This window comes from Gilliamella sp. W8123 (assembly GCF_016101085.1).
GTDB classification, from domain to species: Bacteria; Pseudomonadota; Gammaproteobacteria; order Enterobacterales; family Orbaceae; genus Gilliamella; species Gilliamella apis.
This window is the reverse complement of sequence record NZ_JACFRE010000001.1, coordinates 530,071-543,355: the sequence shown is the minus strand read 5'-3', so window position 1 is coordinate 543,355 and position 13,285 is coordinate 530,071. Positions and strand designations below refer to the sequence as shown.

The following is a 13,285-nucleotide window of genomic DNA, read 5'->3' as shown; positions in this document are numbered from 1 at the left end:
TTAACTGTTTGGGCTATTTTGTTTAATTAGGAGATGAAAATGCCTTTAGAACCATGCATGAGTGTGATTCCAATGGTTGTTGAGCAAAGCTCTCGAGGAGAAAGAGCTTATGACATTTACTCACGACTATTAAAAGAAAGAATTATATTTTTGACTGGACAAGTTGAAGATAATATGGCGAATCTAATAATAGCTCAAATGCTTTTTCTTGAAGCAGAAAATCCTGAAAAAGATATTTACTTATATATTAATTCTCCTGGTGGAGTTGTAACTGCTGGTATGGCTATATATGACACAATGCAGTTTATAAAACCAGATGTAAGTACTATCTGTTTAGGACAAGCATGCTCAATGGGATCTCTACTTTTGACCGCAGGAACTAAAGGTAAGCGTTACTGTTTACCGAATGCACGTGTTATGATTCATCAACCTTTGGGTGGTTTTCAAGGCCAAGCATCTGATATTCAAATTCATGCTCAAGAAATATTACAGGTAAAAAGTCGATTAAATAATATTTTGGCAAAACATACCGGACAAGATATTAGTGTAATTGAGAAGGATACAGATCGTGATAATTTCATGTCAGCTGAGAAAGCAGTTGAATATGGATTGGTTGACGCCATATACAGTAAACGATCTTAAAACTAAATAGGTGGAAAAAAGTGGATAAAGAAAACTCAGAAAAATTACTCTATTGTACTTTTTGTGGTAAAAGTGAGCATGAAGTCCGTAAACTAATTGCTGGGCCATCATCTATTTATATTTGTAATGAATGTATTGGTTTGTGTAATGATATTTTAAAAGAAGAGACCAAAAATTTTCTTTCTCATGAAGAATTTATAAGTAAACCATTGCCAACTCCTCATGAAATACGTGACCATCTTGATGAATATGTCATTGGTCAAGAACGAGCAAAAAAAGTATTATCTGTGGCTGTTTATAATCATTATAAACGCTTGCGTAGTTATTCTACACGTAGTGATGTAGAGTTAGGTAAAAGTAATATTTTATTAATAGGTCCAACTGGTAGTGGTAAAACATTATTAGCTGAAACATTAGCGCGCTTTTTAGATGTTCCTTTTGCTATGGCGGATGCAACAACTTTAACCGAAGCAGGTTATGTTGGTGAAGATGTTGAAAATATTATTCAAAAATTATTACAAAGTTGTGATTATGATGTAGAAAAAGCTCAACGAGGAATTATCTATGTTGATGAAATAGATAAAATCTCAAGAAAATCAGATAATCCATCTATCACGCGAGATGTATCTGGTGAAGGGGTACAGCAAGCATTGTTAAAAATAATTGAAGGAACAGTAGCATCGGTTCCTCCTAAAGGTGGGCGTAAGCATCCACAACAAGAGTTTTTACAAGTGGATACATCAAAGATTCTCTTTATTTGTGGCGGTGCTTTTAGTGGCTTAGATAAAGTTATTGAAAATCGAGTTTCTACCAATACTGGTATTGGTTTTGGTGCAGATGTAAAAAGTAGCAAAAATAAAGCAACAGAGTCTGAATTACTAGCGCAAATTGAAGCAGAAGATTTAGTCAAATTTGGTTTAATTCCTGAATTTATTGGTAGATTACCTGTCATTGGAACTTTATCGGAACTAGATAAAGATGCTTTAGTCAATATATTGACTGAACCTAAAAATGCCTTAACTAAACAATTTAATACATTATTAGAATTAGACGGTGTAGAACTAGAATTCACACAAGAGGCTTTAGAGGCAATTGCCATAAAAGCGATGAAACGCAAAACAGGTGCTAGAGGATTACGCTCAATCGTGGAAAATATATTGTTAGATACAATGTATGACTTACCATCAATGGATAATGTAAAAAAAGTCCTTGTTGATAAAGAAACTGTTGAACAGTTGCAATCACCTAAATTAATTTATAGTGGAAATACAGAATTGTCAGCTTAATAGATAAACCAATATGTCTTTTTAAGCAGACAAATCGCAGTTAATGTTCAGTTCGCTAAGATACGGATGTGCTTTGAAAGAGCACTTACCGTATTTAAAACATCAAAGGATAAGCTTGAATATCTTAAAATGGCCCCAATATAAGACAGATAAGTTTGTACTACCGAGAGAATAAAATGAAGACAAAACAAACTAAACAAATGATTATGCCTATTTTACCATTACGTGATGTTGTTGTATTTCCTCATATGGTGATTCCTCTCTTTGTCGGTCGAAATAAATCAATTCGTTGCTTAGAAAGTGCGATGGAAATGGATAAGCAAGTTTTTCTTGTTACGCAAAAGCATCCTTCTCAAGATGAACCAAATGTTGAAGATTTATATGAAGTGGGGACAGTAGCTAATGTCTTACAATTACTTCAATTACCAGATGGAACTGTGAAAGTACTGGTTGAAGGGGTTACTCGAGCTAAGATTGGTGATATAGTTGAACGAAAAGAGGATGACTATTTAATAGCTGATATCAAACCATTAAAAGAGTCGAAAAAAACAGATAAAATCAATCAAGCAATGACAAGAGTACTATTGTCAAACTTTGATGATTATGCCAAACTTAATAAAAAAGTAACACAAGAAGTTGTTGATTCTATCCATCTTATAAAAGAACCATCACAACTTGCGGATTCCATCGCCGCAACCTTATTTATAAAAGTTGAGCAAAAACAAGATATTTTGGTTACTGCTGATTTAGAAAAACGTTTTGAATTACTTATTTCATTAATGGAAGCTGAAATAGACTTGTTGCAAGTAGAAAAGAATATTCGTCAGCGAGTTAAACAACAGATGGAAAAGGCTCAAAAAGAGTATTATCTGAATGAGCAAATTAAAGCAATCCATAAAGAACTAGGTGATATAGATAATAAACCTGATGAATTTGAAGAGTTAAACTTAAAAATTTCTAAGGCAAAAATGCCTCAAGAGGCCAAGGAAAAAACGCTATCCGAACTTAATAAACTTAAAATGATGCCTGCTATGTCAGCTGAAGCAACTGTCGTTCGAGGTTATATCGATTGGATGCTACAGTTGCCTTGGCATAAACGTAGTAAAGTAAAAAAAGATATCCAAGCTGCACAAAAGGTTTTAGATAAAGATCATTATGGGCTTGAGCGTGTAAAAGACAGAATATTGGAATATTTAGCTGTACAGGGGCGAGTTAATAAGGTAAAAGGTCCAATTTTATGCTTAGTTGGACCTCCAGGGGTTGGTAAAACATCTCTAGGCCAATCTATTGCAAAAGCAACTGGTCGACAATATGTGCGTATGGCTTTAGGTGGTGTTCGTGATGAAGCGGAAATTCGTGGCCATAGAAGAACTTATATTGGATCCATGCCAGGTAAATTAATCCAACGTATGGTTAAAGTTGGAGTTAAAAATCCACTATTTTTGTTAGATGAAATCGACAAAATGGCTTCTGATATGCGAGGTGATCCAGCGTCTGCATTGCTTGAAGTACTAGATCCAGAACAAAATAATGCCTTTAATGATCATTATTTAGAAGTAGACTATGATTTATCTGACGTAATGTTTGTGGCAACGGCTAATTCAATGAATATCCCTGCCCCGTTACTTGATAGGATGGAAGTCATTAGACTGTCTGGTTATACTGAAGATGAAAAATTAAATATAGCTAAACAACATTTAATATCTAAACAGATCGCTAACAGTGGCTTAAAAGCCAAAGAAATAGATATTGATGACTCTGCTATTATTGGTATTATTCGCTATTATACTCGTGAAGCTGGTGTGCGTAGTTTAGAAAGAGAAATAGCTAAAATTTGCCGTAAAGTAGTTAAACAATTGGCTTTAAATAGTAAATTACATAAAGTGAATATTAGCCAAGACAATCTAAAAGACTTTTTAGGTGTACAACGTTTTGATTATGGCAAATCAGAAAGTGAAAATCGAATCGGTCAAGTTACTGGTTTAGCTTGGACTGAAGTTGGCGGCGATTTATTGACAATTGAATCGGTAAGTGTAGTTGGGAAAGGGAAATTAACTTACACCGGCTCTCTTGGTGATGTGATGCAAGAATCAATTCAGACAGCACTGACTGTTGTTCGTTCACGAGCAGAAAAACTTGGTATCAATAACGATTTTTATGAAAAACGTGATATACATGTGCATGTTCCTGATGGAGCTACACCTAAAGATGGTCCAAGTGCTGGTATTGCTATGTGTACCTCGTTGGTTTCGACCTTAACAGGTAATCCTGTTCGTTCTGATGTTGCAATGACCGGTGAAATAACCTTACGAGGTGAAGTATTACCAATTGGTGGATTAAAAGAAAAATTATTAGCTGCGCATAGAGGTGGTATAAAAACAGCATTGATTCCTATTGATAATGTCAAAGATCTTGAAGATATTCCAGATAATGTGAAATCTGAAATCGAAATTAAACCAGTAAAATGGATTGATGAAGTATTAACTATCGCCTTACAAAACAATCCATTTGGTATTGAACCTGTAATAGGAAAAGCTAAAAGAAGAAAAGCTAGCGTAAAATCTAGCAAAAATATAAATAAATTATAAACCTATTAGCTAATGTTTTTGAGTTTTATGAATGAAAAAGTCAACCGTGTGTTGACTTTTTTTATCGACTTTTAATTGAATAATAGCCTATTTTAGCAAATATGCTATACTTGCGAAATTAAAATTCAGGTGTATGGAGAATAGCCAGTTATGATGGAAACAATTAGAACAGCAGCAAATAGTGTTGTTGTTAAAATAATCTTTGCAATCATTATTTTATGTTTTATTTTTACCGGCGTAGGATTTTTAGGTTTTGGTGGTAGTGGTAATAGTGCCAACGATGAACAATTATATATTGCTAAAGTTGATGGTGAAGGTATCAGTCGTGCAGGATTTGAAGATCAAGTCAAACAATCCTTAGCAAAAACTACTGGTGATGCATCTTTTATCAAAATCTTGCGTCGTAATATTTTAGCTCAGCAAATAGATAATTATTTAGCTTATCAGTTTGCAGATAAAATTAATACCGCCATCAGTAATGAGAATATAAAGAATTATATTAAACAACAAAAAGTTTTCTTTATAGACGGTAAATTTGATAATCAGAACTATTTAGATTTACTGGCTGAAAATGGTTTCACTCCTGATAGTTATGCTGAAATATTAAAAACGTCATTACAACAACAACAAGTTATGGATGCATTAGTACAATCGAGTTTTGTTTTACCATCTGATTCAGAAATAGGATTATTAAAAAATCAAACGAGAAATATTTATGCGACGGTAATTGATTCATCAATTGATGATAATAAAGATATAAATATTTCTGAAGCTGACGAACAAAAATATTATGATGAGCATAAAAATAATTTTCACAAAAAAGAACGTGTAAAAATTAAATATATTTATAATTCTAAAGATCTTATTGCTCAATCAATTAAAATCAGTGAAGATGAAGTTAAAGCAGAGTATAATAAAAATATTCATAAATATAGTTATCCAGCGCAAAAAGCTTTTAGTGTAATTTTTGTAACTGATAAAGCACAAGCATATAAAATTACTAAAGAATTGGCTACAGGTGCTAATTTTGAACAAATTGCGCAAACGCTGAATACAAATAATGATATGTCAGCTTATGGTAAGAATGGTTCATTAGGTTGGTTTGCTGAAGATAATTCTTTACCTGAATTATTTAAAAAAGCAAATTTAAAAAAAATTAACCAAATTTCAACACCAATCCCTACAGATGAAGGGTTTGCAATAATTAAGTTAGATGGTATACAACCAAGCAAAAGCATGGATCTTGATTTAGTTGGAACTAGGATTGAAGCAAGCATAGCTAATCAGAAAATACAAAAAGAATTCAATGCAATTGAAGATAAAATTAAAGTTGCATTAAGTGAATCACCGAAATCTCTTGAGGAGTTAGCTGAAAAAACAGGACTTACTGTAAATACGACGGATTGGACAACTTATCAAGATCCATTTTCAATCATGATTCATCCTGAAATAAGCGATTTAGTTTTTAGTGAAGAAATGATAGTTGATGGTCGGTTAACTCATAAAATATCTGATTTAATTCCAATTGAAAGAAAACAAGGTAGTTATGATTTTGTAATTCAAGTTACTGATAATCGTCCTGAAGGGATAGCACCATTTGATGAAGTTAAAGATACAATTAAACAACAGTTAACTAAGAATATATCTGATAATCGTTTTAAATCTAATGTTGAAAATTTATTAACTGAATTAAATACTACTGGTAAATCTGATAAAATTAGATTAAGTCAAAGGTATGAGTTAAATAGAGACTCAACCAATTTAGATAAACAGGTTGTCGATATGGTATTTAATTTAGAGCAACCGATTAAAGGTGTTAAATCTGTGACTTATGGAGCAGAATTTTTAGAAAATAATACCGCTTATATTGTTGCATTAACTAAAGTAGATACACCAACAGAGTATCAAGATATTTCATCAGAATTATTACCATTATTCGTTGATAATACTTATTATTATCTTCGTGATGATATTCGTTCTAAATCAAAAATTGAAATAATGCCTGATGTGAATATGTGATTGAGATCGAAATAAATTTATATTCGCTGTAATTAAAGTAAAGCCACTTAAGTGGCTTTTCGCATTTCTATTATTAGTAAAATTCATTTTATTAACTTAATGAGATAGTTAACTTGCAAATTTACTTGCATAATTATTTTGGAGTTAATCAAATGAAAATTTTTACAATATTATGTTTTTTATTCTCAAGCTTCTTTTTTTCAACTTTCAGTTTTGCGGAATCAAAATCAGAAACCACTACCACAGAGGTACAAAAACAAGTTGTTCAAGTTAATATCAACACAGCAACAGCTGAAGAGTTAACTAAAGGGTTAGTTGGTATTGGTATGAGTAAGGCTCAGAAGATTATTGAATATCGAGAAAAATTTGGTCCTTTTATTTCTATAGAGCAGTTAAAAGAGGTTTCAGGTATTGGTCAAGCAACACTAGATAAAAATATAGGAAAAATTACATTATAAATTTAATCTCTTCCAACAGATTACCTGTTGGAAGAGATGTTTAATTATCAATTGGATCAACATCAATACTCCATCTTACTTTTGATGTATCTTTCCACTGTTTAATAACTATAAGAAGGTTATCTAATATTTGCTGTAATACTTGTCGGTTGCTATGTTGCAAGAGTAATTGCCAACGATAATAGCCCGCTTTTTTCGGTTGGCTTGCAGGTATAGGCCCAAGTTGCCATAAATCTTGATTATAATTTGCTTTTAGCCAATCATGGATACGCTGTAAAAATTTTGGTGCTTGTAGATTATTACGATCAGCGGCACGAATTAGCACCTGATAACTAAATGGTGGTAGTAATGTTTGCTTACGTTCTTGTAAGGTTTGTTTGGCAAATGCTTGGTAACCTTGCGTTAGTAATATATTTAATAATGGATGTTCTGGATGATAAGTTTGTAGAATAACCTCGCCAGCTTTTGTTTCCCTACCTGCTCGTCCTGAAACCTGGGTATATATTTGTGCAAATCTTTCTGTGGCTCTAAAATCACTGGAAAATAGAGCGCCATCAACATCCACTATTCCAACTAATGTAACATCAGGGAAATGATGTCCTTTAGCCAGAATTTGCGTACCAACTAAAATATGAGCACCACCTTTTTGGATATCATGTAAATAAGCGTTTAATGCCTCTTTTTTGGTTATCGTATCACGATCAATACGAGTGATTTTTATATTCGGGAATAAAATATTAAGTTGTTTTTCCAGTTGCTCAGTTCCAAATCCAATCGGTAGTAATTGTGTCGAACCACATTTAGGACATTGTTGAGGGATATTTCTAGGTGTATCACAATAATGACAAATTAGTCTATTTTGTTTTTTATGAAAGGTATAAGGTTGATCACAACGTGGGCACTCGGCAATCCAACCGCAATCATGACAAATGATTAATGGCGCAAATCCCCTACGGTTAAGAAATAACATCACTTGATTATTATTATCTAAATGTTCTTTTATTCGGTCAATTAATGGCTGGGAAAGTCCAGAAGTTAGAGCCATACCGCGAATATCTAAAATAGATTGTTTGGCTAATTTTGCATTGCCTGCCCGTTGTGTAAGCTTTAGCTTTTGATACTTATGGCTTTGGGCATTATTAATGGTTTCAAGAGAGGGCGTAGCCGATCCTAAAATAATAGGTATATTTTCAATTTTTGCTCGGATGATTGCTAAGTCTCTGGCATTATAACGCCAGCCTTCTTGCTGTTTATAAGAACTATCATGTTCTTCATCAATAATAATAATACCTAAATCTTGAAATGGAGTAAAAAGTGCTGATCGTGTACCTACGACGATAGCATTGTCACCAGCTTTACTTCTTAACCAAACCTCTAAACGTTCCTTATCAGTAAGGCCTGAATGTAAAATATCAATTGGTGCATTAAAACGCTGTTTAAAACGTTTGATAGTTTGCGGTGTTAAACCAATTTCAGGTACTAATACTAAAGCTTGTTTTTCTTGAGCTAAAACATCAGAAATAATATTTAGATAAACTTCCGTCTTACCAGAACCAGTTATACCATCAAGCAAAAATACACCAAATTGTTTGTTTTGTTTATTAATAGTAGTGATTGCATTTAATTGTTCATGATTTAATTGGATCGGTGTTTTGTTGGTTGAATAATTTGTATGCCAACAAATTTTATCAGGTTGGCGATAAACAAGCTCGATAAGCTGTTTTTTCTGTAATTCTTGATAGATATTCGATTTAAATTCACTTTCATTCAAACAGTTGTTTCTGAGTGAAGATACTAATAATTTCTGTTTTGGTGTTCGTGATAGAAGGTTTAAATCAATTTGCTGCCCTTTTGGTGTTAATTGCCAATGTTTTATGCCATCTTTGATGGCTGGACGTCCTTGCCTTAATGGGATCGGCATAGCGTGAAATATTACTTCACCAATTGGAAAATGATAATAATTGGTTGCCCAATTTAATAATTGCCAAATTGGTTGAGGAAAGGGGTTTTTTGTATCAATAATTTCGGTAATAGGTTTTAAATTTTCGATATCAAAAGTTGTTTGTTGATCAATCTTAACGATGATTCCAATCATTTCCCGTTTACCAAATGGCACTTTAACTCGCATACCAATTTCAGCCTGCGTCGTAAGTGTGTAATCAAACAGTTGATAAAGGGGTACCGGTAAGGCTACATGGGCAATCAGCATTAACAATCACTATTACAGTTATAAAATTGCTATTGTACGCAGATTTTGTTTAACTCGCAAAAATTACGCAGGCAGACTAATTAATTATTTCTAAATTAAATATTAATACTTTATGTATATGCTAGTAGTATCGATAAACAAAATTTGTTATCTTGAGTGACAAATTAAAACATAATGTTTAAGGGTGTTCAAAAATGTCAGCGTCATTTTCACATATTAATCAGCGTGGTGATGCTCATATGGTGGATGTTTCAGAAAAACAGATAACCCATCGAGAGGCTAGGGCAGAATCAATAGTATTAATGAATGAAGAAACATTTAATATGATTATTGAAGGAAAACATCATAAAGGTGATGTGTTTGCAACTGCTCGAATTGCTGGAGTTCAAGCTGCGAAAAGGACATGGGAGTTAATACCACTTTGTCATCCATTACTACTTACTAAAATAGAGGTTAATATTGAACCGCTATTTGAAAATCATAGTGTAAGAATAGAGTCAGTTTGTAAGGTAACTGGTCAAACAGGCGTGGAAATGGAAGCGTTAGTTGCTGCTTCTGTAGCTGCATTAACGATATATGATATGTGCAAAGCTAGTCAGAAAGATATGATTATTAATCAGGTTCGATTATTAAATAAAATTGGTGGAAAATCTGGTGACTATAGTTTAATTAGAAAAGTGAAAGTATGAATAAAATTTATTTTTTTGCACAAATTAGAGAGCTACTAGGAATTGAATCTTTGGAATTAATGGTAGAGCAAATGTCAATAGCACAACTTTTAGATCAGCTGAGTTTACGTGGTGACAAATGGGCATTTGCTTTAAAAGAAAAGACTGTATTATGTGCGGTAAATCATGCGCTAGTTGATTATCATCATATAATTCAACATGGTGATGAAATTGCATTTTTTCCACCAGTAACGGGTGGATGACAATATGAATATTATTGAAGTCAACCAATCATATATTGATATAAATTCATTAATAACATGGCTCTATGAGTTACCTCAAGATGGATCAGTAGTCACTTTTATTGGGAAAGTACGTAGTTTAGAAAACCAAGTGATTAGTTTAACGTTGGAACATTATCCTCAAATGACAGAAAAAGTGTTGAGGAATATTATTCATCAAGCCAGAGATAGATGGTCAATTAATCGAGTTGCATTAGTGCATCGTGTGGGCAAAATTAATGTTAATGAGAGTATTGTTTTTGTTGGCGTTAGTTCGGCGCATCGAAGTGATGCTTTTGCGGCAACAGAATTTATTATGGATGTATTAAAAAACGAAGCACCATTTTGGAAGAAAGAACAAACTGGTAATGATGAAAACTGGGTAGAGGCAAAGCAATCTGATGTAAATGCCTTGAAAAAATGGTATTAATCTTTATTTAAGATATAATAAGGTATTATGTTACTTTTATGGGAGTTAAGATATATCAAGTTATACTCCTAACGGTTCAGTTAAAGAATAAGCGCCGTATACAACCATACATGAGTCAAGTGTATGGATGGTTGTTGGGTTACTTTTAAATGCTTTTGTTGCTTGGTTAGCATCAACTAATTATGAGTTTCTTACTCTGTTATCATGAGTAATGTGGGTGCTCTTGATTGTAGAGCTTCGATTAGGCTTTGTTATTTCAGGAATGATTAATCGTTTATCTGGTGTTACAGCAACTACTTTATTCAGTGGTAAATGTTTTAATTTTTTCTATATATTTTAAATATTATACGTCGTTTTCAATTGCCAGTGTCTTCTTTTCATTACTGTTTGAATGTTGAGTGTGTTCGTATTTTATGGCTATACGACTAAACGTCATTTGTCTGGTTTAGGAAGCTTTTATCCGTGGCATTAATTGATATTGTTATTTCTTTTTGTTAATAAATTTTTGGTAACGCCAACCGCTTATGATACGTAAAAATTTAAATAATTGAGCATTAATTTATCATAAGAAGATCAAAATATGTTTAGGCGTTATGTGATATTAGATGCATAAGAATGATATTGTGAGTTTAATAATTTATTTATCATGTTACTGCTAGTATTTGCTGAACGAAGGTAACCATTCATAATATTATAAGAAAACTCTATAAAGAATCATTTTTGTTAATTTTATATTAATCTCCATACATTTATTGTTTTTTTGTTAAAAATTTTGCGGAAAGCCCTAACTCAAAATAAAAAAAATATTATTATTAAAAAATTTCAGCCTGTTATTTAATGGATTTCTATGAAAAAACTTTATTGGTTTATGTTAGTAAATATTTTTATTTCGGCAATAATAGCAATCCGATATTTTTGGGTACCTGGTGCATCGTTTAATTGGGAGGGAAGCCTTTTTGCATTTATTGCAGTTTTAGGTCATTTTTTCTCAGCTTATTTATTAATTTTTGTTTTATCTATTCCTTTCCTTTGGATGAGTAAAAAATTAACTAATATCTGCTTGGCACTTATATTCAGTTTATTGCAAATTGTTTTATATATAGATACTATCGTTTTCGAACAATATCGATTTCATATCAATGAGTCGGTAGTATCTATGGTTTTGTCCGGTCAGGTCGTGGATTTTTCAATTCCGACTTATGTATTAATGTTTTTGTTAATATTCGGTTTTTGTGGAATAGAATATTTAATCCTTTATCTATTTGATAAAAAATTTAATCATAAAACTATTCAACCTAAAATATTAATTATACCAACAGTTTTTCTTGCTAGTTGCTTGGTTATCAGTCATTTGATACATATGATTGCTTTTTATTATGCCTATTCTCCGATTATGATTATAAAAGAATATATTCCTTTATATCGTCCATTTACCTCAAAAAAGATAATGGGATATTTTGATAAATCAGGGCAACGTAAAGAGCTTATTGAAATGGATAGTCAGCATGCAAGTATCTATTACCCTAAAAAAGATCTTATGATTAATCCAGATAATCTAGCAACACCTAATATTATGTTTATTGTGTTAGATTCTTGGCGTTATGATACTTTTAGTCCAGATATTTCCCCCAACACTTATCGTTTTGTTCAACAGAATAATGGTATAATTTTTAATAATCATTACTCAACAGGTAATGCTACTCGAACCGGTATTTTTGGTCTTTTCTACGGTATTCCTGGTACATATTGGGATTCATTTATAAGAAACCGTATTCCATCGTTATTTATAACTACTCTACAAAAAGAAAACTATAATATTGGAATTTTTACTTCAGCTAAAATCACCTCACCTGAATTTGATCGTACTGCTTTTTTAACTATCAAAAATTTAAGAATCAGTAGTAAAGATGGTCTAGCGTCAAGTCGTGATAAACAGATAACGGATGACTGGCTAAATTGGTATGAATCTAGGGACAAATCTAATCCTAGTTTTTCCTTTTTATTTTTTGATGCGCCACATGCTTATGATTTCCCAAATGATTTTGATGTGAAATTTAAACCAGTTGGTGATCTCAATTATATGACATTAAATAATAATACAGATCCCATTCCAATTTTTAATCGTTATAAACAGAGTGTCTATTATGATGATTATTTGTTGCAGAAAGTTTATGATGAACTTAAACAATCTGGTTCATTAGATAATACATTGATTATTATTACTGGTGATCATTCACAAGAAATGAATGATAATAAATTAGGTTTTTGGGGGCATAATGGCAATTATACGGATGCTCAAACCAAAGTACCTTTTATTATTGTTGGCGCAAAAGATCTCCAGTATATAAGTGATAATATAAATAAATTTACCAGTCATGAGGATGTAGTGCCTTCGATAATGCGTAATTATTTACATGTAAAAAATGATATTACTGACTATTCGACCGGTTATGATTTGTTTAGTCCAATAATGGATAGAAATTGGTTACTTATGTCTAATTATAGCTCATATGCGGTACGGACTAAAGACAACATTTATTTTGTTAATCGTCTCGGTATTAGTCATTATTTCGATGTTTACAATAATGAAGTAAATGACACACCTAATTATAATCTCATCCATTCTGCAATGGATGAAATGCATTATTTTTTCCAAGCAGACAAATAATAGTAAAAAAAATCCACCTTATAGGTGGATTTTTTA

General features: G+C 32.1%; 10 protein-coding genes. 9 read left to right on the top strand and 1 reads right to left on the bottom strand.

Annotated features, from left to right (window positions below; all coding sequences use genetic code 11):
* The first annotated feature begins 39 nt into the window (after window positions 1-39).
* The 5 genes from clpP (at window position 40) to H3T56_RS02435 (ending at window position 6,993) form a co-directional block, all read left to right on the top strand.
* Entirely contained in the window at window positions 40-642 is a 603-nt protein-coding gene (clpP, locus tag H3T56_RS02455) for an ATP-dependent Clp endopeptidase proteolytic subunit ClpP (RefSeq protein ID WP_174565253.1), read from the top strand.
* Window positions 643-662: 20 nt separating this feature from the next.
* Window positions 663-1,928, top strand: coding sequence for an ATP-dependent protease ATP-binding subunit ClpX (clpX, locus tag H3T56_RS02450; RefSeq protein WP_198191915.1), 1,266 nt, complete (start codon window positions 663-665; stop codon window positions 1,926-1,928).
* 176 nt (window positions 1,929-2,104) lie between these two features.
* Window positions 2,105-4,516 (top strand): endopeptidase La, encoded by a 2,412-nt coding sequence (lon, locus tag H3T56_RS02445; protein WP_198191914.1) that lies wholly within the window; start codon window positions 2,105-2,107, stop codon window positions 4,514-4,516.
* Between the two features lie 150 nt (window positions 4,517-4,666).
* Window positions 4,667-6,535, top strand: a complete 1,869-nt coding sequence (locus tag H3T56_RS02440) for a SurA N-terminal domain-containing protein (protein ID WP_198191913.1) — start codon at window positions 4,667-4,669, stop codon at window positions 6,533-6,535.
* 152 nt (window positions 6,536-6,687) lie between these two features.
* Window positions 6,688-6,993: a helix-hairpin-helix domain-containing protein gene (locus H3T56_RS02435; protein ID WP_065577709.1), complete on the top strand. Its 306-nt coding sequence runs from the start codon at window positions 6,688-6,690 to the stop codon at window positions 6,991-6,993.
* Window positions 6,994-7,033: 40 nt separating this feature from the next.
* On the opposite strand, the gene priA is transcribed toward H3T56_RS02435, so the two are convergent.
* Window positions 7,034-9,202, bottom strand: a complete 2,169-nt coding sequence (gene priA / locus H3T56_RS02430; RefSeq protein ID WP_065577708.1) for a primosomal protein N' — start codon at window positions 9,200-9,202, stop codon at window positions 7,034-7,036.
* Window positions 9,203-9,396: 194 nt separating this feature from the next.
* Here priA and moaC point away from each other — a divergent pair, with 194 nt between their 5' ends.
* The 4 genes from moaC to H3T56_RS02410 all read left to right on the top strand — a co-directional run bounded on the left by moaC (window position 9,397) and on the right by H3T56_RS02410 (window position 13,249).
* Window positions 9,397-9,891: a cyclic pyranopterin monophosphate synthase MoaC gene (gene moaC, locus H3T56_RS02425; protein ID WP_065577707.1), complete on the top strand. Its 495-nt coding sequence runs from the start codon at window positions 9,397-9,399 to the stop codon at window positions 9,889-9,891.
* Window positions 9,888-10,133 (top strand): molybdopterin synthase sulfur carrier subunit, encoded by a 246-nt coding sequence (gene moaD, locus H3T56_RS02420; protein WP_065577706.1) that lies wholly within the window; start codon window positions 9,888-9,890, stop codon window positions 10,131-10,133. The genes moaC and moaD overlap by 4 nt, the downstream gene beginning before the upstream one ends.
* A 4-nt stretch (window positions 10,134-10,137) precedes the next feature.
* The gene (moaE, locus tag H3T56_RS02415; RefSeq protein WP_198191912.1) at window positions 10,138-10,581 is read left to right on the top strand and encodes a molybdopterin synthase catalytic subunit MoaE; all 444 of its coding nucleotides are present in this window, start codon (window positions 10,138-10,140) and stop codon (window positions 10,579-10,581) included.
* An 847-nt stretch (window positions 10,582-11,428) separates the two neighbouring features.
* The gene (locus H3T56_RS02410) at window positions 11,429-13,249 is read left to right on the top strand and encodes a sulfatase-like hydrolase/transferase (protein WP_198191911.1); all 1,821 of its coding nucleotides are present in this window, start codon (window positions 11,429-11,431) and stop codon (window positions 13,247-13,249) included.
* The last annotated feature ends 36 nt before the right edge of the window (window positions 13,250-13,285 follow it).